Here is a 24,653-nt window from a genome sequence, read left to right on the forward strand (position 1 = left end):
ACCACGCCAGTGCAACCACAATGGGTACCGACCGACGACGACATCGCGGCTGCCCGGATCACCGATTTCGCCGCGTTCGTCACCGCCCGCACCGGCGTCGCCTATCCGGACTACCGAGCCCTGTGGCAGTGGTCGGTCGACGACCTCGCGGGGTTCTGGCAGGCGCTGTGGGACTACTTCGAACTCGGCGAGACGGCGGGTGAGGTCCTCGGTTCCCGGGAAATGCCGGGGGCACAGTGGTTTCCGGGCACACGGTTGAACTACGTCGACCAGATCATCCGAATGGCCCAGTTCGGCAGGCCCGCGATCATCGCCCTGCACGAGGACGCCGAACCGCGCGAGATCCTGTGGTCGGACCTCATCGAGCAGGTCACCGTCTTCGCCCGCACCCTGCGCGAACAGGGGGTCGAGGCGGGTGACCGGGTGGTGGGTTATCTGCCCAACATCCCGGAGGCGGTCGTCGCCTTCCTCGCGACCGCGAGCATCGGCGCGGTGTGGAGCGCCTGTGGACAGGACTACTCCGCCAAGGCCGCGCTCGACCGGCTCGGGCAACTCGACCCGACGGTGCTCGTCACCGCCGACGGCTACCGTTTCGGCGGCAAGGACCACGACAAGCGAGCCGATATCGACGCGCTGCGAGAAGGGCTGCCCGGTCTGCGCGCGACCGTCGTCGTGCCTCGGCTCGGTCTCTCGGTGCCGGACGCACTGGCCTGGGCCGACACGGTCACCGACGAGAATTTCGGCATCATCGAAACCACCCCGGTCGATTTCGATCATCCGCTGTGGATCGTGTTCTCCTCCGGCACGACGGGACTGCCCAAGGGCATCGTCCACGGCCACGGTGGCGTGCTGCTCGAGCACCTCAAAGCGGTTGCGCTGCAATCCGATATCGGCACCGATGACGTCTTCTTCTGGTACACCAGCCCGAGCTGGATGATGTGGAACTTCCAGGTCGCCGGGTTGCTGGCGGGCGCGACCATCGTCACATACGACGGCAGCCCCACCGCGGGCGGCCCGGATGCGTTGTGGCGCATCGCCGCCCAGGTCGGTGCCACCGTATTCGGCACCAGCCCAGGGTATGTGCTCGGCTGCATCAAGGCCGGTGCGGTGCCGCGCACCGATCACGACCTGTCCGCCCTGCGCACCGTCGGCATCACCGGTTCGGCGCTGCCGGAGACGAGCGCGCTGTGGCTGAGCGAGAACGTCGGCCCGCGTGTGCAGGTGAGTTCGATCAGCGGTGGCACGGATGTGGTATCGGCCTTCGCCGGTGGCGCGCCGACCGTACCGGTGTGGCCGGGTGAGCTGTCGGCCCCGTATCTCGGGGTGGCTCTCGACGCGTTCGACGAACAGGGCAAGCCGGTGCGCGGCGAGGTCGGTGAGCTCGTGGTGACCGAGCCGATGCCGTCGATGCCGGTCCGTTTCTGGCGTGACGAGGACGGAAAGCGTTACCGCGACGCCTATTTCGACACCTACCCCGGCGTGTGGCGCCACGGCGACTGGATCACGCTCACCGAACACGGCAGCGTGGTGGTGCACGGACGCTCCGACTCCACCCTCAACCGGCACGGTATCCGCATGGGCAGCGCCGACATCTACCAGGTGGTCGAGCAGTTCCCGGAGATCGCCGAGGCACTGGTGATCGGCGCCGAACAGCCCGACGGCGGCTACTGGATGCCGCTGTTCGTCGTGCTCGCACCCGGCGCCGAACTCACCGACGACCTGAAAGCCCGGGTCGATGCCGCCATCCGGAGCGAGGTCTCGCCCCGGCACGTGCCCGACGAGATCCGCGAGGCGCCGGGCATTCCGCACACCCGCACCGGCAAGAAGCTCGAGGTGCCCATCAAGAAGCTCTTCCAGGGCGCCGATCCGGCTCGCGTCGTGGAACGCAGCGCGGTCGACGACCCGGCACTGCTCGACTGGTATGCCCGGATCACGCCCTCCGACACCGTTTAATACACTTCGGGTATGAATGTCGGCGAGTCTCGTGTGGCACGTGGGTCGGTAGTCGATGGTGTGCGGCGCAGGCCGAAGAATCGGCGCGCGCAGATCGCGGCCACCTCGGCGGCGGCGTTCGGGGCCGCCGGGTATCACGGGGTGAGCATGGAGGACATCGCGGCCGCGCTCGGCATCAGCTCGGCCGCGCTGTACCGGCACTACCCCAGTAAGTACGCGTTGTTCCGGGAGGAATTGCTGCGGGTCGGCCAGGCTTTCACCACGGCCGTCGAGGTACCCGCCGAGGTCCGGTCGGCGCCGGAACGGTTGCGGCACAGGCTCGCCGGGCTCATCGGTGCCACCCTCGAGAACCGGGCGACCGTCACGCTGGTGCGCTGGGAGGGTCGCTATCTCGAGCCCGCCGACCGGGCGGTTCTCGATCGGCAGCAGAGTTCCGTCCTCGCCGGGTTCGACCGTGAACTCGCCGTCCTGCGTCCGGAACTGAGTGCCGAGGAACTACGGCTGGTGTCCACGGCCATGTTCGGCGTGGTCACCAGCCTCGCCGACCACCACGCCGCCCTCCCCGCGCGGGCGGTGCACAAGCTGCTCGGCTCGGCGTGCATGTCGTTGCTCGAGTGTGAACTTCCGCCCGCCGCAACGACTTCCGAGCAGTCGGTGCGGGCACAGATTCCCGCCGCGTTCAAACACGAACTGCTGCTGCGCAAAGCGGTCGAGCTGTTCCACGAACGTGGCTACCCGAATGTGAGTGTGGAGGACATCGCCTCTGCCGCCGGGCTTTCCGCCGCTTCGGCGGTCTACCGCTTCTACCGTGGGAAGAGCGACATCCTCGCCGCCGCGTTCCGCCGCGCCGCCGACCGGGTGTCCGGCGCCATCGGTCCCGCCGTCGCGAGCACCCCACACAGTGCCGCCGCCCTCGATGTGCTGATCGACCAGTTCGTCGCCGACACCTTCGACGAACGCGCCCTCGCAGTGGTCTACTACGCCGAATTCGGCCATGTTCCGGCCGAGGAACGCGCCGTCCTGCGCAATATCCAGCGCCTCAGCGTCCAGGAATGGGCCCGCCTCGTCCGCGAGGTCCGCCCCACCCTCACCCCCGCCGAGGCCCGCTTCCTCGTCCACGCCGCCTTCGCCATGGTCATCGACCTCGGCCAAGCGTTCGGCAACACACCCCTGGCCGGTCGCGCCCGAGTCGGCTTCCTCATGCGCCGGGTACTGCTCGGCTAGTTGTCGCGCCGCGGCCTGCCGCGACGGTGACGGACCTATTCGGGGCGGGGGTCGTTGGCCATGGCGGCGATGAGGGAGTTGGGGCGCATGTCGAGCCAGTGGGATTCGACGTAGTGCAGGCACGAGGTGCGGGGGGCGGCGCCGAAGGCCACGGTCCAGCCGCCGGGGACGGCGGCGAAGGTCGGCCAGAGGGAGTGTTCGCCTTCGGAGTTCACGAGGACGTAGAACTGGGCGTTGTCGTCGTCGAACGGGTTGGTCATGGGAGTGCCTTCCTGGTGGGGTTGGTAGTGCCGAGGCGGACCAGAGCGGCGGTGGTTCCGTCGATTTCCCAGCGGGCGCGTTCGCCGGTGCGGAACATGCGTTCGCCGGGGATGCCGAAGGGGTTGGCGACGAAGCGTTCGGCGGTGACGGTCGGGTCGTCGCGGTAGCCGCGGGCCAGTTGCGCGCCCGACAGGTACAGCTCGCCCGCGACGCCGGGACTGGTCGGGCGCAGTCGCGCATCGAGCACGTAGACGCGGCGGTTCCACTCCCGAACCCGGACCGGCGGGGGTTCACCCGAGTCGGCGCGGGGTTGTTCGGGGTAGGTGAGGGTGACGGTCGCTTCGGCGCGACCGTAGTCGTGGTGCAGGTGCGCGGCGGAGACGGCGGCGAAGTCGCGGATCTGTGCGGCGGTGAGCGGGGCGCCGAGAACGACGGCGCTGCGCAGGGTCGGCACGCCGTCGGCGGCGCCGGTGAGGTGCTCGGTGAATTCGGTGAGCCGCTGGGGCGTGAAGTCGGCGGCGGTGATGCCGTAGGTGGCGATCAGGTCGGTCAACCGGGCCGGATCAGGAGGTTCGGTGAGGACAACGGTGGCGCCGACCCGCAACGGCAGCACATATCCGTGCCATTCAGTGGCCTGGTGCAGATACACGTCGCGGCCGGTGAGCCCGTGCCTGCTCTGCATGGCGGTGATCCGGTGCACCGCCGCCGCGTGGCTCACGGTGACGCCCTGCCCGGCGCCGCGCGGATACAGCACGAAGGCCGGATGCTGCGGGAGTACGGGCGCGCGCCGCTCACCGGGCGTGACGGGTTCGTCGGAGTAGTCCGACAGCGTCACGTCGTCGATGACCACCCGCGGAATGTCGTACACCGCAGTGTGTTCGCGCCCGGCCACGGTGACGATCAGCGCGGGACCGACGACCGGCGGCAGCACCCCGGCCTCGACCGGCACCACCGCGCCACCCGCCTTCAGCACGGCGTACACACCGACGACCAGCTCGATCGAGCACGGAATATCCACCAGCACCGGGCATTCCGGCCCGATGCCGAGCGCGGCCAGGTGCCGGGCGAGCTGATTGGTCCGCCGGTCGAGGTCACCGTAGGTGATGATCGACCCGGAACCCGCCGCGTGGACGACAGCCGGATCGAAAGGCGTCGCGGCGGCCTGGGCTTCGAACTCGTCGAGCAGGAGTTCGCCCGGCAGTCCGCCGCGGGCCGGGACGACCGCGTACCGGTCGGCGCGATCGTCCACCCGCCCGACGTATTCGAGTTCGGCCGCCCACCCCTCCCCCGGCGGCCTGCGGCGCACCAGGTCGCCGGTGGCGAACATGCGGTCGTCGACGGGTCCGATGGGGTTGGCGAGGAAGGTGGCGGCGGTCGCCTGCCTGCCGAGGTAGCCGCGCGCCAATTGCACGCCGGAGATGTACAGTTCGCCCACTTCACCGTCGGCGACGGGTTCGAGATGTTCGTCGAGAACGAGCAGTTCCACGTCGTCGGCGGCGCACCCGAGTGGCACCACTTCGAGGTCGGCGCCGGTCACCTCGTGGGCGACGACCTCGCCCGCGGTTTCCGGTCTGCCGTACACCTGCCACAGGGTGGCGCCACTCACCGAACGCAGGGCCGCGGCGGTTTTCGCCGGAAGGGTCGCGCCTCGGGCCAGTACCACGCGTAGCGAGTCGAGTAGTTCCTCGGCGTCGGGTAGCTCGGTCAGTTCCGCGAGCTGGACCGGGTCGAATGCGGCTGTGGTCACCCGGGTTTCGGCGATATCCTCGGCGAGGGTGTCGCCGACCGGCAGCACGAGTGCCGCGCCCGATTGCAGGGCGAGCAGGAGTTCACCGATCGCGGCCTGGGAGCCCAGCGGTGCGTGCCACAGCACGGAATCGCCTGCCCCGATGCCGCACATGCGATACCGCCAGACCGAATTGGCGTGTGCCGCACGGTGTCCGATTACGACGGCGGTCGAGGCGGTCGGGTCGACGACGAGGTAGGCGGGATTGTCGGCACCCGGGCCCGGAAGGGCACGCGAACCTTCAACGGGAGGGTTGTCGGCGCCGGTCAGTACCTGAACCGAAATCGCCTGTTCGGCAATGCCTTCGGTGTTCGAGCCGGTGTCGAGACCCGGGTCGGCGGACGTGGGAACGGCCTCGGTGAGCAGCAGGGTGGGCGCCGCCAGCGCAAGGGTGCGGGCACGCAGGTCGGCGGGCGCGTCGGGATCGAGCAGAACGAACGCCGCCCCCGAGGCGATCACGGCGTGCACGGCCACCACCAGTTCGGCGGAACGTGGCAGGCATACCGCGACCGTGGTCTCGGGACCGGCATCGCGTTCCACCAGCACCGCCGCCAGCGCCTCGGCGCGGTCGGCGACCTCGGCGTAGGTGAGGGCGCGTTCGCCGTCGACGACAGCGAGCGCATCGGGGTCGTCGGCGACCTGGTCGATGAATGCGGCGAGCAGGGTCGCCGGATCACGCCCGTCTTCGTTCGGGAGCTCACGCCCCAGCGTGTCGAACGGGACGGCGGCCGTGACCGAATTCGTGTGCGACATCAGAGTTGTCCTTCCGAGTCGTCAGCCGACCCCGCCCCGGCGATCACCGCGGCGGCATCGGTCACCAGTGTGTGCAAAGTGGTGGCTAGACCCGCCGCGCCGAGGGCGCCGAGCACACCGGGCACCAGCCCGGCCAGCGCGACGTTGATCAGCGCTTCGGGTTTCATCTTCGCGCCCATCGACCGGCTCACGGCGGTGAGCTTGGCGTCGAGCTCGGCGAAGGAGATGGCGTGCTCGCCGTGGACGAATGCCACGGTCGCCGGCGCCACACGGGCCGCCGAGCCGATCAGGCTCGGCAGGTCGGCGGTGGTCGGTGCGGTGGGTGCCTGCTCGGCGTCGGTGCGCACGTCGATGGCCCGAACCACCACGGCGGGATCGGCGGCGACGGCGGCGAGCACCTTGCGGAATCGCTCGGTGAGCACCCGGATGGTCTTTTCGTCGAAAAGATCTGTGGCGTAACCGAAATGCATGTCGATGCCGTCGAGTTCGCCGTCGGCGTCGTAGCGCTGCACGGCGGTCAGGTGCAGGTCGAACTTGGCTTCGGTCAGGCCCGGGTCGAGCGGCTGCACGCGTAGGCCGGGTAGGTCGATGCTGCCCGGTGGCATGTTCTGGAAGGTGAGCATCACCTGGAACAGCGGCGTGTAGGCGCCCGATCTGGTCCGCCCGAGCGCGTCTACCACCTGCTCGAACGGGACATCGGCATGCGCGATGGCGGCCAGGTCACGGCGGCGGGCCTGCGCGAGCAGATCGGTGAACGGGGCACGGGAGTCGACCTCGGTGCGCAGCACGACGGTGTTGACGAACATGCCGACGAGATCGTCGAGTTCGCGCGCACCGCGACCGGCGACGGGGGCACCGACGGTGATATCGCTGCTGCCCGACTGCTTGGCGAGCAGCACGGCGAGAACGCTGTGGACGACGGTGAACAAGGTGGTGTTATTGCTGCGCGCCACCTCGTCCAGGCGTCGGGTCAGTGCCGAATCAACCGCGAATTCGACAGCGGCGCCGTGCAACTCGCGCCGCGTGGATCGGGGGCGGTCGGTCGGGAGCGACAGAAGTTCCGGTGCGCCCGCGAGCTCCTGCGACCAGTACCGCAGCTGCTGGGACACCACGCTGTCCGGGTCGTGCTCGTCACCGAGCATGGTGCGCTGCCAGACGCTGAAGTCGCTGTACTGGATTTCCAGTGGCGCCCAGCCTGGTTCGATGCCCTGAGCACGGTCGACGTAAGCGCGCACCAGATCCCGGGTGAGCGGTGCGATCGAGTAACCGTCGCCACTGATGTGGTGGACGACCACGACCAGTACGTGCTCGTTCTCACCGGGTTTGTAGAGCGCCACGCGAACCGGCGGTGCGGCGGTGATGTCGAACGGTTGGGCGACCAGGGCGGTGATCCGGGCCTCGACGTCGTCGGCGGCGACCGGGATGGGCGTCAGGTCGACCGCCGACGACCACGCGGGCAGCACCTGCTGCACCGGTCCGTCCGGGGTGTCCGGGTACCGGGTGCGCAGGCTCTCGTGGCGGGCCAGCAGGTCGGCGATCGCGGCCTGCAGGGCCGCAAGGTCGAGTTCGCCGGTGAGGCGGATGGCGGCGGGGATGTGGTACGCCGACGACTGCGGGGACAGCTGGTGCAGCACCCACATGCGCTGCTGCGCGGGTGCGAGGGCGGCGGGTCCGTCCTCGGTGCGCCGGGTGAGCGGCGGGCGCGCGCCCGTGTATTCGGCGACGGCCAGCCGCTCGGCGAGGGCCGCGACGGTCGGTGCCTCGAAAACGGCCGCGACCGGCACCTGGGCGCCGAGTGCCGCACCGAGCCGGGCGGCGAGCCGGGTCGCCATCAGCGAGTTGCCGCCGAGGGCGAAGAAGTCGTCGTCCAGGCCGGCGCTCGGGCAGTCGATCACCTCGGTGAAGACCTGTGCGACAAGCTGTTCCAGCGCGGTGGCCGGTGCGCGGAAGGCCGCCTCGGTGAAGGCCGGTTCGGGCAGCCGGACTCGGTCGACCTTGCCGTTGGCATTGAGCGGCAGGCTGTCGAGCACCACCACGGCGGCGGGGACCATATAGGCGGGCAGGTGGCCCGCGAGTTCGCCACGCAGGCGCGACGCGATGGTCTGCTCGTCACCGGGTGTCAGGTCGGCAACCGCCGCGTAGGCGATCAGGCGGTTGCCCGCGCGGTCGTCGTCCTTGGCGATCGTGACCGCCGCACGCACATCGGTGCAGCGCAAAAGGGCTGTTTCGACCTCACCGAGCTCGATCCGGAAGCCACCGATCTTGACCTGGAAGTCGGCGCGTTCCAGGTATTCGAGGGTCCCGTCGTCGCGCCAGCGGACGATGTCGCCGGTGCGGTACATGCGTGTCCCGGCCGGCTCGAAGGGGTTGGCGACGAAGCGATCGGCGGTCAGGGCGTAGCGGCCGTGGTAGCCACGCGCCAACTGCGCGCCGGCCAGATACAGCTCGCCCGCCACCCCGATCGGCGCCGGGTTGAGCCGGGTATCCAGCACGTACACCGCACAGTTCCATTCGGGCGAACCGATCGGGACCACATGCGAAGGGTGCTGCGCGACTTCGTGTTCAGTGATCGAGACAGCGGCCTCGGTCGGCCCGTACAGGTTGTGCAGACGAGCCGAGGTGCCGGACGCCAGGAACTGGGTGGCGGTCGCGGCCGGCAGCGCTTCACCGATGGCTAAGACCGCGCGCAGCGACCGGGGCAGGGTCGCTGCGGTCGGGACGTCGACATCGGCACTGGCGAGGAGCATGCCGATCAGTGATGGGACGGCGTGCAGCACCGTGACGCAGTAGCGGCTCATGGTGTCGCGCAGACGTTCTGGTTCGCGTTCGTCGCCCGGGCGAGTGACGATCAGCGCGCCGCCGCTGGTGAGCGGGGACCAGAACTCCCACACCGAGAGGTCGAAGGTGGCCGGGGTTTTCAGCAGCACCCGATCGGTGTCGGTCATGGTGAACCGGTCGTGCAGCCAGGCGAGCTGGTTGACGATCGCCGCGTGCGGAACCGTGACGCCCTTGGGGAGACCGGTGGAGCCGGAGGTGAAGATCACGTACGCCGGATGCTCCGGGCGCAAGGAGGCCACGCGATCGGCGTCGGTGATCGGTTCGTTCGAAACCACTTCCAGTGCACGGTGGTCCAGTTCGAACACGGGCACGTCGACCGTGACGGGCACACCGTCCGCGACAGTGGTGAGCACACACATCGGTGCGGCGGTCTCGATGATGTAGGCGATGCGGTCGGCCGGGTGGTCGGGGTCGATCGGCACGTACGCGCCACCGGCACGGACCACGGCGTGCATGGCGATCACCAGGTCGAGCCCTCGGCGCATGGCGAGCACCACGGTGCGTTCCGGGCCTACACCTTCGGCGATGAGCAGGCGGGCGATGCGGTTCACCCGGGCGTCGAAGGTGCGGTAGTCCAGGGATTCCCCGGTATCGGCGTCGATCAGGGCGGTCGCGTCCGGGGTCCGCGCCGCTTGCCGGGCGCCGAGGTCGGCCAGCGTGGCCGGGGCGACCGGGTGGGCGGTGGCGTTCCATGTCTCGAGCACACGAACGCGGTCGGCACCGAGCAGGTCGAGGTCGCCGACGCGGGTTTCCGGTACGGCGGTGACGGCTTCGAGGATGCGGTGCAGCGACCGGGCGAACCGCTCGGCGGTGGTGTCGTCGAACAGGTCGGTCGCGTAGCCGAGCACCATGTCGATGCCCGAGGGTGAACCGTCGGCGGTGTAGTAGTCCAGGGCGAACAGGTGCAGATCGAATTGCGCTACGCCGGAATCGAATTCGATGTCGGATACGGTGAGGCCGGGCAACTCCAGGTTTCCACGATCGTGGTTCTGGAAGGAGTAGCCCACCTGGAACAGCGGGTGCCGGGCGGTGGAGCGGGCCGGGTTGAGCACCTCGACCAGCCGCTCGAACGGCACATCGGCGTGGGCGAAGGCGGCGATGTCGGCGGTGCGGGCCGCGGTCAGCAGCTCGGTGAACGGCGCCGCGGGCGTCACCGGGGTGCGCAACACCAGGGTGTTGACGAACATGCCGATGACCTCGTCGAGTTCGGCCTCACCGCGACCGGCGGTCGGGGTGCCGACGGCGATGTCGCCGGTGCCGGAGAGCCGCGCGAGCAGGGCGGCGAAGGCCGCGTGCACCACCATGAACAGGGTGGCGCCGTGCGCGCGGCCGAGCGCGGCGAGCCGGGCGTGCAGGTCGGCGTCGACGGTGAAGGTCACCTTGTCGCCGCGCAGGCTCTGCCGGGCCGGGCGCGGACGATCGGTCGGCAGCGCCAGCTGATCCGGGAGGCCCGCGAGCTGTCGCTGCCAGAAGGCGAGTTGCTGAGCGGCAACCGATTCGGGGTCGCTGTCGTCGCCGAGGAGTTCACGCTGCCAGAGGGCGTAGTCGGCGAACTGGACGGCGGGCGGCGTCCAGCCGGGCGCGGTGTCGGCGAGCCGGGCGGTGTAGGCGCGCATCAGATCGGCGACGAACGGTGCGACCGATGAACCGTCGGCGGCGATGTGATGCAGGACCGCCGCCAGCACGAACTCGGACTCGCTCAGGCAGAGCAGGCGCAGCCGGACCGGGATCTCGGCGGTGACGTCGAAGGTGGTCTCGGCGAGCTCCCGAATCATGTGCGGCAGCACCTCGTCGGTGATCTCGACCGGGTTCAGGGCCGGGATCGCGCCGGAGTGCGCAGCGGGGCCGGTGCCGGACGCGTCGGCCGTCGGGCGGACAAGGGCGACCGCCTGCGCAGCGGGGCCGGTGCCGGACGCGTCGGCCGTCGGGTGGGCGGGTGTGATGGCCTGCGCGGCGGGGACGATCGACTGGACGGGGGTGCCGTCGACCTCGGGGTAGACGGTGCGCAGGGACTCGTGCCGGGCGATCAGATCGGCAACGGCCGCCTGGAGTGCGGGGATGTTCAGGTCGCCGGTGAGGCGGAGGGCGAACGGGATGTTGTAGGCCACCGAGGTGCGGTCGAAGCGGTTGAGGAACCACATGCGCTGCTGGGCGGGCGAGAGCGGCAGGCGGTCGGGGCGTGCCCGGCCGACGAGGGCGGGACGGTCCACCTTCGCCTGGGCGTCCACGGCGGCGGCCAGGTCGGCGACACACGGCGCTTCGAACAGGGTGCGCACTCCGACCCGGCGGTCGAGTGCCGCGCCGATGCGGGCCACGGCCTTGGCGGCCAGCAGGGAGCTGCCGCCGAGGGCGAAGAAGTCGTCGTCGGCGCCGACCGGCCGGTCACCGGTCCCGAGTACCTCGGCGAAGACCGCGGCCACGATCTCCTCGGTGACGGTGGCGGGCTTGCGGTACACGGTGGCCTCGAAGACCGGCGCGGGCAGCGCGGCCCGGTCGAGTTTGCCGTTGACCGTCAGCGGAATCCGCTCGACGGGCACGACCGCGGCCGGAAGCATGTGCTCGGGCAGTGTGCGCGACAGTTCCTGGCGCAGCGCCGAGGCATCGATGTGCGCGGTGCCCGGCACGAGGTAGGCCACGATCCTCGGCTCGTCGACGAGGTCCGTGCGCACCAGCACCGCGACTTCGCGGGGCGCCGCCGAGCTGTTCAGCAGCGCAGCCTCGATCTCGCCGAGTTCCACCCGGAAGCCGCGCAGGTTCACCTGCTGGTCGGCACGACCGAGGTACTCGAGGTCGGCGCCCTCGCCGGTCGCCTTCCATCGCGCCAGGTCGCCGGACCGGTACGCGAGGGCACCGGGCGGGCCGTACGGATCGGCGACGAAGCGGCTCGCGGTCAGGCCGGGACGGTTCAGATAGCCGCGCGCCAATTGCGGACCGGACACGTAGATTTCACCGGGCACGCCCGCCGGAACGGGACGCAGCCGCGAATCGAGAACGCGCACGGTGAGTCCGGCGATGGCGCCGCCGATCACGCTGGCCGAGCCGGTGTCCGGGGTGATCTCGCGGTAGGACACATGCACGGTGGTCTCGGTGATGCCGTACATATTCACCAGTCGAGGCGCGTGCGGATGGCGGGCGAACCAAGCATCCAGTCGCTGCGGTTCCAGCGCTTCACCGCCGAAAATCACCGCGCGTAGCGCGAAGTCGGCGGGAGCACCCTCGGCCGAGTCACGCAGACCCGGCGCATTCGCCGTGGCGCGGTCTACCCTCCCGCCCGCAGGAAGCGCATCCGGGTCGGCGTCCCCACTGCCGGATTCGACACCGGCGGACGGGTCACACGGCCGGGCCGCATCGGTGGCGCGCGCGACCGGATCGACAGCGACGGCGGGCGTGACCCCATCGGCGGCGATGGCTGGAGCGTCCAGATCGACGGCGATGGCTGGGGCGTCCAGATCGGCGGCGATGAGCTGATAGAACGCCGATGGGGTCTGGTTGAGGACGGTGACCTGTTCGCGGATCAGGAGTTCGCGGAACTGTTCGGGTGAGCGGGACGTGAAGTAGTCGACGAGGACGATCGAGCCGCCGTGCAGCAGGGCGCCCCACAGTTCCCAGACCGAGAAGTCGAAGGCGTAGGAGTGGAACATCGTCCACACGTCCGACGGCCCGAACTCGAACTTCGCGGCCGTATTGTCCAGCAGCGCGAGTACGTTCGCGTGCGGCACCTGCACGCCCTTGGGGCGGCCGGTGGAACCGGAGGTGTAGATGACGTAGGCCGTGTGCGCGGGTGCGAGCGGGGCACGGCGATCGGCGTCGGTGAGCGGTTCGGCTCCGAAGTCGGCCAGGTTGCCGCAGTTCGGGTCGATCACGGGCCCGCCGAACCAGTCGCGCGGCAGGCCGGTCTCCGCATTGGCGACGGCGCACAGCGGGCGGGCGTCGTCGAGGACGTACTCGATCCGGTCGGCGGGATAGTTGGGGTCGATCGGCAGGTAACCGCCACCGGCCTTCAGCACCGCGAGCAGCGCGACGGTGAGTTCGACAGTGCGCGGAAGAGCGACGGCCACCAGCGTCTCCGGGCCGACTCCTGCCGCGATGAGACGCCGGGCGAGACGGCTGGACCAGGCATCGAGCTCGGCGTAGGTGAGCTGCCGCTCCCCTGCCTTCACCGCGACAGCCCGGGGATCGATGAGGGCGGCGCGGGCGAACCGGTCGACCATGGTGTCGCCGGTCTCGGCCACCGCGGCCTCGACGCTCGCCCAGTCGTGCAGGGTGCGCTGCTGTTCCTCGGCGCTGAGCAACTGGATGTCGCCGACGACGACGGTCGGGTCCGCGACGACAGCGGCCAGCACCTGGGTGAAGCGGCGGGCGAGGACGGCCACGCTGGATTCGTCGAACAAGTCGGTGGCGTAGGCGATCTCGATGGCCATGCCGTCGGCGCGACCGTCGATGTCATCGGATTCGCGCAGGGTGAACTGCAGGTCGAACTTCGCGACGGCGGCGTCGAAATCGACGGGGGCCGCGTGCAATCCGGCCGCGTCGAGTGCGGGAACGGTGAAGTTCTGCAGGACGAGAGCCACCTGGAACAGCGGGTGCCGGTTGCGGGCCCGTGCCGGGTCGACGGTCTCGACGACCTGCTCGAAGGGGACGTCGGCGTGGGAGAGGGCGTCGAGGTCGCCCGCGCGCACGGCATCGAGGGTGGTTTCGAACTCGGCGCGCGGGTCGACCTGGGTGCGCAGGACGAGGGTGTTGACGAACATGCCGATCAGGCCGTCGATGGCGGCCTCACCGCGGCCGGCGACCGGGGTGCCGATGGCGATGTCACCGCTGCCCGACAGCCGCGCCAGCAGCACGGCCAGCGCCGCGTGCACGGTGCTGAACAGGGTCGCCTCGTGCTTGCGTGCGAGTTCCCGCAGCTCACTGTGGAGATCGGAGTCGATCTGGAACCGGTGCACGCCGCCGCGGAAGCTCGAGTCGGCCGGACGTGGCCGGTCGGTCGGCAGTTCCAGCTGTTCGGGCAGACCGGCGAGGGTGCGCTGCCAGAAGGCGAGCTGGGTGTGGGCGAGCGAGCCGGGCTGGGCGGGGTCGCCGAGGGCCTCGTCCTGCCAGAGGGCGTAGTCGGCGTACTGGACCGGCAGTGGCGACCAGGTGGGGGCGATGCCGTCGCGGCGGGCGGCGTAGGCGGTCATCAGGTCGGTGGCCAGCGGGCCGAGGGAGAAACCGTCGGCGGCGATGTGGTGGACGACGAAGACGAGGACGTGCGCGTCGTCCGTCGCGAACAGTGCCGCGCGGAACGGGATCTCGGTGGTCAGGTCGAAGCGCACCGCGGCACATGCCAGCAGGCGGGCCGGCAGTTCCTGCTCGGTGACCGGCTCGGGTGTCAGCGCGAGCGGGGCGGCAGCGGCGATCCGCTGCTCGGCGCCGTCAGGGCCCTCCGGGTAACTGGTCCGCAGGGTTTCGTGCCGGTCGACCACATCGGCGAGGGCCGCCTCGAGCGCGGCGATATCGAGGTCGCCGGTGAGGCGCAGGGCGACCGGGATGTTGTCGACAGCGTCGCCGGGACCGTCGGCGTCGGCGAGGAAGCGATTGAGGAACCACATGCGCCGCTGCGCGGGCGAGAGCGGAATATGTTGCGGGCGTGCGCGAGTCGTGAGCGCTACCCGGCCACCGGCGCCACGCAGAGCCACGCATCGTTCGGCCAGTGTGTGGACGGTCGGCGCGTCGAAGAGCAGACGCACGGGGACCTGCGTGTCGAGGGCGGCGCCGAGCCGGGCAACGACCTGGGTGGCGGTGAGCGAGTTGCCACCGAGGGCGAAGAAGTCGTCGTCGAGACCGACCTGCCGATCGGCCGGGAAGCCGAGCACGGCGGCGAAGGTGGCGGCGACGATCCGCTCCACCTCGGTCGACGGCGCGCGGAAGACCGCGGCCTCGAAAACCGGTGCGGGCAGCGCCTTCCGGTCGAGCTTGCCGGAAGCGTTCAGCGGGAACTCGTCGAGCACCACGAACGCCGACGGGACCATGTAGGCCGGGAGGGTGCGAGCCAGCGTCGACTCGACGACCCCCAGATCCGGGGCGCCGACGAGATAGCCGACCAGCACGTCGTCGCGGACCAGAACCGCGGCCTGGGCAACCTCGGGCACCCTCGACAGCGCTGCTTCGATCTCACCGAGCTCGATCCGGAGCCCCCGCAGCTTGACCTGAAAATCCGTGCGGCCCAAGTACTTCAGCTCCCCCGGTGCGAAGCGCTCCGGCGCACCGTCAACTCCTCCGGCGCGGATGTCGGCGTCGGCGGAGGAATCAGCCCCACCGGTGCGGGCGTCGATTCCCGACACAATCACTGACGAGTCGCTGTCGGTAGGGACCATCCAGCTCACCAGATCGCCGGTGCGGTACATGCGCTCGCCGGGGGTGAACGGGTTGGCGACGAAGCGGTCGGCGGTGAGGTCGGGGCGGCCCGCGTAGCCACGGGCCAGCTGAATACCTGCCAGGTACAGCTCGCCGGGGACGCCGGGCGGGACCGGGCGCAGGCGGGCATCGAGGACGTAGACCTGGGTGTTGTGGACCGGGGCGCCGATCGGGACGGTGACCTCGTCGGCGTCGACGACCTCGTGGAAGGTCACGTCGACCGCGGCTTCCGTCGGACCGTACAAGTTGTGCACAGCTGTACCGGTGAGTTCACGCAGGGCATGGGCGGGCGTCGGTGGCAGCGCCTCGCCCGAGGCGAAGACCAGCCGCAGTGACGCGCACCGGGTCGAGGTGGGCTGCCCGGTCAGGACGCCCGGCACCCCGCTGCGGCCGGTGAGCGGGACGATTCCGGAGGAAGCATCGAGCACAGCCCCCGAGGACCCGAGGTGCCCAGCCGACGGGACTACCGCCGACACAGTGGATCCGGCCGTCGGGTCGATGTCGGCACCCAACGCGCCCACGAACGCGGTGAGCATCGAGGGGACGAAGTGGGCGACGGTGACAGATTCGCGGTCGATCAGGTCGGCGAGGTACACCGGATCGCGGTGACCGTCTGGGGCGGCGAGAAGCAGTCGGGCACCGATCTGCAAGGGCCAGAAGAACTCCCACACCGAGACGTCGAAGGTGGCGGGTGTCTTCTGCAGGACGGTGTCGGCGGGGGTGAGGCGGTAGGCGTCCTGCATCCAGATCAGCCGGTTGACGATCGCGGCGTGCGAGACGACGACGCCCTTGGGCTTGCCGGTGGAGCCGGAGGTGAAGATCAGGTAGGCGGCATTGTCCGGGGTGAGGGTGGCGAGGCGGTCGCCGTCGGTGACCGGATCGGCCGGGTAATCGGTGGTGTCGACCTGATCCAGGTCGAGGACGGCAGCGCGCTCGGCACTGGCCAGATCGAGACCGTCCGCCTCGCGGGTGAGCACGCACACCGGGTCGGCGGCGTCGAGCACCTGCGCGATGCGCTCGGCGGGGTGGTCGGGGTCGAGCGGCACGTACGCCCCACCTGCGGTGAGCACCGCGTAGATGGCGACCACCAGGTCCGTGCTGCGGCGCAGTCCGAGGGCGACCGTGCGGTCGGGGCGCACCCCGATCGAGATGAGCAGGCGGGCAAGCCGATTCACCCGCTCGCCGAACTCGGCGTAGGTGAGGGACCGACCCTCGAATGTCACCGCGGTCGCACCCGGCGTGCGGGCGGCCTGTGCCTCGAACAGCGAGACCAGGTTCGCCCCCTCGATCACCGGGAACGCGGTGTCGTTCCAGGTTTCGAGCAGCAGGGTGCGCTCCGCGGCGCCGAGCAGGTCGATGTCGCCGATCACGACGTTGGGATCGGCGCTCACCGTATCCAGCACCCGTAGGAGGCGGGTGCTGAAATCTGTGATGGTCCGCGCGTCGAAGAGGTCCGTGGCGTACTCGAAGCGGGCGAGCAGGCCGTCGGAGGTTTCGCGCAGCGTCAGGTGCAGGTCGAATTTGGCTGTGCGGGTGTCGATCTCGAGTTCGCTTGCGGTGAGGCCCGCGAGTTCGAGTTCGGTCCGGGTGGTGTTCTGGAAGTCGAGCATCACCTGGAAGAGGGGGTGGCGTGCGGTCGAGCGTTGTGGGTCGACCACCTCCACGAGCCGGTCGAAGGTGACGTCGGCGTTGGCGAGTGCGCGCAGGTCGGCGTCGCGGACGGTGCCGACGAGTTCGGTGAAGGTGGCATCCGACGGGATCCGGGTGCGCAGCACGAGCGTGTTGACGAACATGCCGACGAGCCGGTCGAGAGCCTGGTCACCGCGGCCGGCCACGGGTGCGCCGACCGAAATGTCTTCCTGGCCCGCGAGTTTCGCCAAGGTGGTGGCGAACGCGGCGTGCAGCACCATGAACAGCGATGCGTGGGACTCGGTCGCCAGCGCACGCAGGCGGTCGGTGATCGTCGCGGGAATCGAGAAGGCGTGGCGGGCTCCGCGACCTGATGCCACCGCCGGACGCGGACGGTCGGTGGGAAGCGTCAGCAGGTCGGGCAGGTCCGCGAGTTCTGTTGTCCAGAAATCGATCTGACGGGACATCGGCGACGACGGGTCGTCCTCGGCACCCAGCGCGTCCCGCTGCCAGAGGGCGAAGTCGGCGTACTGCACGGGCAGCGCGGTCCACTCCGGAGCGGTGCCCGCGCGGTGGGCCGCGTAGGCGAGCATCACGTCGTGGGTGAGCGGGGCCACCGACCAGCCGTCGGCGGCGATGTGATGCACCACGAGCACCAGGACGTGCTCGTCGGCGGCGGTGCGCAGCAGGCGCAGGCGGACCGGCGGCTCCTGATCCACCGCGAACGGCACGGCGGCGAGTGCACGGACACGATCGTCGAGCGTCGCGGGATCGATGTCCTCGGGCTCGAGGGCGACGGAGAACCGATCGAGAACCTGCTGGAACGGGATACCGTCGACGGCCGGGTAGCGGGTGCGCAGCGCTTCGTGCCGGGCGACCACCGCGTCCACCGCCGCGGCCAGCGCGGCGTGGTCGAGATCGCCGGTCAGGCGGATGGCGGCGGCGATATTGTCGGCCACCGACTCCGCGTCGAACTGGTTGAGGAACCACATCCGCTGTTGCGCGTAGGACAGTGGAATCCGCTGCGGCCGTGCGAGCGCCGTCAACGCAGGCAGCGCGGTGTCGGGCGCCGAGTCGGCAAGGCGGGCTGCGAGGGCGGTGACGGTGGACGCTTCGAACAGCGTCTTCACAGCGACGTCGACGCCGAGCACGGCCCCCAGCCGGGAGGCGACCTGCGTGGCGATCAGCGAGTTGCCGCCGAGCGCGAAGAAGTCGTCGTCGGCCCCGACCCGCTCGACCCCGAGCACGTCCCCGAATACCTGCGCCACGACGGACTCGGCACCTTCAGCAGGCGCACGGAAGGACCGCGCCGCGAACACCGGCTCCGGCAACGCCCGCCGATCCAGCTTCCCGTTCGGGGTCAACGGCAACGCATCGAGCACCACGAACGCCGACGGCACCATGTGCGCCGCCAGCCGTCCACGCAGCGCCTCGGCGATTCCCTCGACATCCAGAAGCGCTTCAGAGCCTGCGCTTGATCCGACACGCCCGTGAGTCACCGCGGGCGTGGCCCCGGTCTCGTCGGCGGGTCGGCCCGCCGACGGTGTGTCCGGCACGAGGTAGGCGACGAGCTGGTCACCGCGATGGGCATCGCGGCGGACCGTCACGACGGCCTGGCGAACCGAGGCGTCGGCGAGGAGGGCGGATTCGATTTCGCCGAGTTCGATGCGGAAGCCGCGCAGTTTCACCTGGTCGTCGTTGCGGCCGACGTAGACGAGGGTGCCTTCGGGGCTCCAGCGGACCAGGTCGCCGGTGCGGTACATGCGGGCGCCCTGCTCCCAGGGGCAGGCGACGAAACGGGTGGCGGTGAGGGCGGCGCGGTCGCGGTAGCCACGAGCGAGCTGGGCGCCCGCCACGTACAGCTCACCGGTGACGCCCGCGGGCACCGGGCGGAGCCTGCTGTCGAGCACCCACTGGGCGATGCCGCGCAGCGGTGTGCCGAGGGTGAGTGGGGTGTCGGCGGTGAGGGGTGCGCTGATGTTCGTGGCGACGGTGGTCTCGGACGGGCCGTAGGCGTTGACGAACACGCGGCCCACCGGGCCCTCGGTCCAGCGGGCGACCAGCTCGGGCGGGCACGCCTCGCCACCGACCATCACCATCCGCAGGTGTTCGAGCCGGGCGGGATCGAGCACGGCCAGCGCCGACGGGGTCATGAGCGCGTGGGTGACCCGCTGCTCCGAAAGCAGTTGCGCCAGTTCGTCACCGACGTGCCGACCGGGCACGGCGAGCACCAGGGTGGCGGCCGAGTTCACCGCGAGCAGGAACTCCATCACCGAGATGTCGAACGACGGTGAACCCACCTGCAGCACTCGCGCGTCCGGCGAACCGGCCATGCGATCGGTCTCCTCGGCGGCGAACCCGGCGATCCCGGCCTGGGTCACCAGCACACCCTTGGGCAGACCGGTGGAACCGGAGGTGTAGATGACATAGGCGAGGTGCTCGGCCCGCAGCGGACGGACCCGGTCGAGATCGGTGACGGGTTCGCTGGAGCGCGAGGCGCATTCGGCCATCAGCTTGAGTTCGTCGAGGGCCAGCCATTCGATCGAGATGGGCAGCGCGGCAGCCGACCCGTCGACGGTCAGGCCGAGGCGGGCACCGGAATCGGTGACCATGTGGGTGATCCGGTCCAGCGGGTAGCTGGGGTCGACGGGCAGCCACGCCGCACCCGCCTTCGCGACCGCCCACACGGCGAGCACCGATTCGATGGAACGCGGGATGCCGACGGCGACGACGTCGTCCGGTCCGACACCGGCATCGATGAGTACCCGGGCCAGTCGCGACGAGGCCCGCTCGAGCTCCCGGTAGGTGAGGCTGCGGTCGCCGTCGGTGACGGCCTCGCGCTCCGGGTCGGCCGCGACGGCGGCGGCGAGCAGGTCGGGCAGCAGACCGGTGGCGGTGACGGGTGCGCCACGCATGCCGGTGAGCCGGGCCTGTTCTTCCACCGACAGCAGCGGCAGGTCGCCCACGGCGGTTTCCGGAGCGGCCGAGGCGGCGGCGAGCAAACGTACGAAGCGCGCACCGAGGTCACGGATATCGGTTTCGTCGAACAGATCGGTGGCGTACAGGGCGACGGCCTCGATGCCGTCGGCTTCGCCTGTGACGGAACGCTTTTCGCCCAGGGTGATCTGCAGATCGAACTTGGTGATGTCGAGTTCGATCTCGTGCACGGTGACCGGCGAGCCCGCCGGCTCGAAGGTGGTGTCGAGCACCGCCTGGAAGTTCAGAGCCACCTGGAACAACGGGTGGCGTGACTGCGAGCGCGCCGGGTTCACCACATCGACGAGCCGGTCGAAAGGCACCGTGGTGTGCGCGAACGCGGCCAGGTCGGTCTCGCGCGTGTGTTCGAGGGCGGCCGCGAAACTGGCGGCCGGGTCGACCTCGGTGCGCAGCACGAGCGTGTTGACGAACATGCCGATCAGGTCGTCGATGGCCCGGTCACCGCGGCCGGCGACACCGGTGCCGACGGCGATGTCGGTGGTGCCCGACAGGCGGGCGAGCAGCACGGCCAGCGCGGTGTGCAGCACCATGAACAGCGAGGCACCCGCTTGCTGAGCCAAGTCGGTGAGCTGCCGGTGCAGGGCGGGGTCGATGGCGAAGCCCACCCGCGCCCCGCGCATGCTCGGCTCCACCGGACGCGGCCGCGCCGACGGCAGTTCGAGCTGATCGGGCAGTCCCGCCAGAGCCCGTTCCCAGAAGGCGATTTCGCGTGCGGCGAGCGAGTTCGGGTCGCTCTCGGCGCCGAGGAGCTCACGCTGCCACAGGGTGTAGTCGGCGTACTGCACGGTCAGCGGCGACCAGTCGGGGGCGACGCCGTCGGCGGCGGCGCGGTAGGCGGTGAGCACATCGCGGACGAGCACCTGCAGCGAAACACCGTCCGCCGCGATGTGATGCAACACGACGGCGAGCACGCATTCACCGTCACCCGCACCGACCGCGGCGCCGTTTTCGTGACGGGCTTCGGGGCCGAGCTCGTCGGAGTCCGTGTGCGGTTCGCCTCGCGCTGCGGTGTCGGCCACCACGAACACCTGCGCGCGGAACGGCGCCTCGCGCTCCAAATCGAAACCGGTGGAGGCGAATCGGGTGAGCTCGGCATCCAGTTCGGCGGCGGCCACCTCGGTCGGCGCACCGATGCGCACCAGCCCGGCCGGGCACACCACCTGCTCGGCCACCTCGCTCCCCGTGTCGACAGCCGGGAAGATGGTGCGCAGGGCCTCGTGCCGGTCCACCACGGACTCGAGCGCGCGCAGCAGCGCGGGGAGATCCGCGGTGCCGCGCAAACGCACCACGAAGGGCATGTTGTAGCCGGGCGCGGCCGGGTCGAACCGATTCAGGAACCAGATGCGTTGCTGTGCGGGGGAAAGCGGAATCGTCGACGGGCGCGGCCGTGCGGCGAGCACCGGCAGCTGGGCGCTCACACCGGCGTCGGCGCGCTCGGCGATCACCGCGGCCAGCCGCGCCACCGTAGTGGCGCCGAACAGGTCGCGCACCGTCAGACCGCAGCCGAGATCGGCGCCGAGGCGCGCCGCGACCTGGGTGGCGACGAGGCTGTTGCCGCCGAGTGCGAAGAAGTCGTCGTCACGGCCGATCCGCTCGAGGCCGAGCACCTCACCGAACACCCGCGCCACCGTCTCCTCCACCGGCCCGGCGGGCTCGGTGTAGGCCACGACGGTGCGAGCGGGAGCGGGCAGGGCCTTGCGGTCGAGCTTGCCCGAGGCGTTCACCGGCAGCTCGTCGAGCAGCACGAACGCGGCGGGAACCATGTAGGCGGGCAGGGCGCGCAGGGCGGCCGCACGCAGCGCGTCGACGGTGACGGCACCGGCCTCGGCCACCACATACGCGACAAGTTGTTCGCCGACACCCGCGTCGTCACGCACGACGACAACCGTGCGCGCGGCGCCCTCGACGCCGTCGAGGATCGCTTCGATCTCACCGAGTTCGATGCGCAGGCCACGCAACTTCACCTGGAAGTCGGTGCGGCCCAGGTATTCCAGTTCACCGTTGGTCGTCCAGCGCACGAGGTCGCCGGTGCGGTACATGCGTTCGCCCGCCGCCGCCGGGTCGGCGACAAACCGGCCCGCGGTGAGCTCGGGGCGGCCGACATAACCCCGGGCGAGCTGTACCCCCGACAGATACAGCTCACCCGGAGCCCCGACCGGAACCGGCCGCAGCCGCGAGTCGAGAACATGGAGCCGGGTATTGAACACCGGCGCGCCGATCGGCACCGTCACCCGGTCGGCGTCAATCACCTCGTGGAAGGTCACGTCGACGGCGGCCTCGGTGGGACCGTAGAGATTATGCAGCCGGGCCCCGGTGAGCAACCGCAACCGCTGCGCCAGCGGGGCGGGCAGCGCCTCCCCCGAGGCGAAGACCAGTCGCAGCGAACCACGTTCGGCGATCTCCTGCTGGGCAAGGAAGGCCTCCAGCATCGACGGCACGAAATGCGCGACGGTGACGCCGTATTCGGCGATCACCCGGCGCAGGTAGGCGGGATCGCGGTGCCCGTCCGGCTCGGCGAGCAGCAGTGTGGCACCGATCTGCAAGGGCCAGAAGAACTCCCACACCGACACGTCGAAGGTCGTCGGCGTCTTCTGCAGCACCGTGTCCACGCCGTGCAGGCGGTAGCTGTGCTGCATCCACACCAGCCGGTTCACGATCGCGGCGTGCTCGACGGCCACGCCCTTGGGCAGACCGGTGGAACCGGAGGTGAAGATGACGTAGGCCGGATGCTCCGGCCGCAGCGGGGCCGTGCGGTCGGCATCGGTGAGCGGCTCGTCGGCGTACCAGCTCAGGTCGATGTCGTCGACCGCGAGTACCGGCACGTCCGTGTCGAGGGACGCCTCTCGTGTGGTGGTGAGAATTGCGGCGGGCGAGGCGGTTTCGAGGATATGGGCGATGCGATCGGCCGGGTGGTCCGGATCGATCGGTACGTACGCCGCGCCGGCGGCGAGCACCGCGTACATGGCGATCACGAGGTCGGTGGAACGCCGAATGCTCAGCGCCACCAGCGATTCCGGGCCTATCCCTTCTGCCCGCAGCCGTCGTGCCAGCCGGGCGACCCGCTGCGACAGTTCGCGATAGGTGAGCGCATCGCCGGAACCGGCCATCCGGACAGCCACGGCATCGGGCGTGCGGAGAACCTGCGCCTCGAACATCGCGGGCAGCGTCGCCGATGCCACCGCGCGCTCCGTGAGCGCGGCCGTCACATCGAAGCCGGTGGCGTTCCAGATCTTGGTGCTGACCTCCAGTTCCAGCTCGGTGGCCACCTCGACGGCGCCGACCGGGGTATCCAGGTCGACAGCCGTCAGCCGCTCCAGGAAGCGCCGGAAACGGCAGTGATGCCGGGCCAGCGAATCGGCGTCGTAGAGGTTGGGGTTCGCCTCGAAATCGACATGCACCCGGTCGTGATCGCCGTAGTACACATTCAGGCTCAGATCCTCGATCGGACCCGTCGACAGCACCCGGTAGCGCCCGGTGGTGTTGCCGAGCAGCAGGCTGGTGCGGAACAGCATGAAGTTCGCGAGCGGACCGAACAGCGCGCGACGGGCCGGGCGACCGTCGTCCTCGGCGTCGCGGCGGATGTCCTCGGCGCGGTAGCGCTGGTGGCGCAGCGCACCGGCCACCTCCACCCGGGCCGCGCGCAGCAGCTCACCCCAGGTGGTGCTCGCCCCGGCCGCGCCGGTCGGCAGGCGCAGCGGAACGATATTGGACAGCATGCCCGCCGAGCGCCGCATGACAGCGGTGGTCCGGGCGGTGACGGGCAGGCTCAGCACCGCGTGCGGCCGGTCGGTGAGCCGGCCGAGGTAGGCGGCGAACGCGGCGAGCAGCACCGCCGACAGTGTCGAATCATCGCTGGCGGCAATGGTTTCCAGGCGCTGCACCAGTTTGTCGGTGAGCCTGCCGCCGGTGACCAGGTTGATCGCCGAGCGCGGCGCGGTGCGCGGGTCGAGCGCGGTCGGGCTGTCCAGGCCCGCGATGCGCTCGGCCCAGTGCTCGCGATCGGCGGCGAAACGGGTGCTCTCGCGGTAGCGCTGTTCGCCCTCGACGAGTTCGGCCAGGTCACCCGGCACCACCCGCGACGGGTCGAAGTCGAGCACCCGGGCGGTGTAGAGCTCCGCGATGCGCTGCGACAGCGTGAACGCGCCGTACCCGTCGAGCACGATGTGGTGCCCGCGCAGGTACCAGAACCAGCGCTGCGCACCCACCCGCAGCACCGCGCCCGCGACGAGGCGGTCGGTGAGCAGGTCGAGCGGGGCGCCGAATTCCGCGCGCATCCATTCCTCGGCCGCGGCGACGGGGTCGTCGTGGTGGCGCAGATCGATCAGCGGGAGCTCGTTCTCGATCGGGAGCGAGTGGTCGACCACCTGATACGGAACACCGTCGCGCTCACCGATCCGCACCAGCGGCGAACCGTAGGTGTGTGCCGCCTCGGCCGTAACCGCTTGCAGCACATCGGGATCCAGCTCGCCGGTGATGTCCACGTACTGGGCGATGGTGATCGGCACGTCGGGGTCGAGCAGCTGCGCGTACCAGACCCCCAGCTGAGCTGGGGTCAGCGGGAACGGTGCCGACGCACCCTCCGCTTCCTGCGGTCGCGCGCTGAACCCACCCAACTCCGTACCGTGCACCAGAGCCTCCTCGTATCGCGAAAAAACAGCAGTCCGAACGTTTTCGGGCAGCACGAAGACACCTGAGGTACCTCGTGGGCGCCGATGGGTCCGGCCAAGAGCGCGATGGGCACAACGCCGCATCCGCGCAGATCCCCGACAGATCATGTGGACGAGAGCGGCGATCCTCCTCGGACCGCCTGCGGCGG

General features: G+C 70.3%; 5 protein-coding genes. 2 read left to right on the forward strand and 3 right to left on the reverse strand.

Annotated features, from left to right (window positions below):
- The first annotated feature begins 9 nt into the window (after positions 1 to 9).
- Together ACWEVR_RS07545 and ACWEVR_RS07550 are read left to right on the forward strand one after the other, a co-directional pair.
- On the forward strand, positions 10 to 1,953 hold the full coding sequence (locus ACWEVR_RS07545) for an acetoacetate--CoA ligase (protein WP_452466240.1): 1,944 nt from the start codon (positions 10 to 12) through the stop codon (positions 1,951 to 1,953).
- 12 nt (positions 1,954 to 1,965) lie between these two features.
- Positions 1,966 to 3,177 (forward strand): TetR/AcrR family transcriptional regulator, encoded by a 1,212-nt coding sequence (locus tag ACWEVR_RS07550; protein ID WP_452466241.1) that lies wholly within the window; start codon positions 1,966 to 1,968, stop codon positions 3,175 to 3,177.
- A 35-nt stretch (positions 3,178 to 3,212) separates the two neighbouring features.
- Here ACWEVR_RS07550 and ACWEVR_RS07555 read toward each other — a convergent pair whose 3' ends face one another.
- The 3 genes from ACWEVR_RS07555 to ACWEVR_RS07565 are packed head-to-tail and all read right to left on the reverse strand — an operon-like array spanning position 3,213 to position 24,465.
- Positions 3,213 to 3,437: an MbtH family protein gene (locus tag ACWEVR_RS07555; protein ID WP_067485237.1), complete on the reverse strand. Its 225-nt coding sequence runs from the start codon at positions 3,435 to 3,437 to the stop codon at positions 3,213 to 3,215.
- Complete coding sequence (locus ACWEVR_RS07560; protein ID WP_452466242.1) at positions 3,434 to 5,977, reverse strand: AMP-binding protein; 2,544 nt, start codon at positions 5,975 to 5,977, stop codon at positions 3,434 to 3,436. Before ACWEVR_RS07560 ends, ACWEVR_RS07555 begins: the two co-directional genes overlap by 4 nt.
- Positions 5,977 to 24,465: a non-ribosomal peptide synthase/polyketide synthase gene (locus ACWEVR_RS07565; protein ID WP_452466243.1), complete on the reverse strand. Its 18,489-nt coding sequence runs from the start codon at positions 24,463 to 24,465 to the stop codon at positions 5,977 to 5,979. Before ACWEVR_RS07565 ends, ACWEVR_RS07560 begins: the two co-directional genes overlap by 1 nt.
- Positions 24,466 to 24,653 lie beyond the last annotated feature (188 nt).

The organism is Nocardia sp. NPDC003979 (assembly GCF_053605015.1).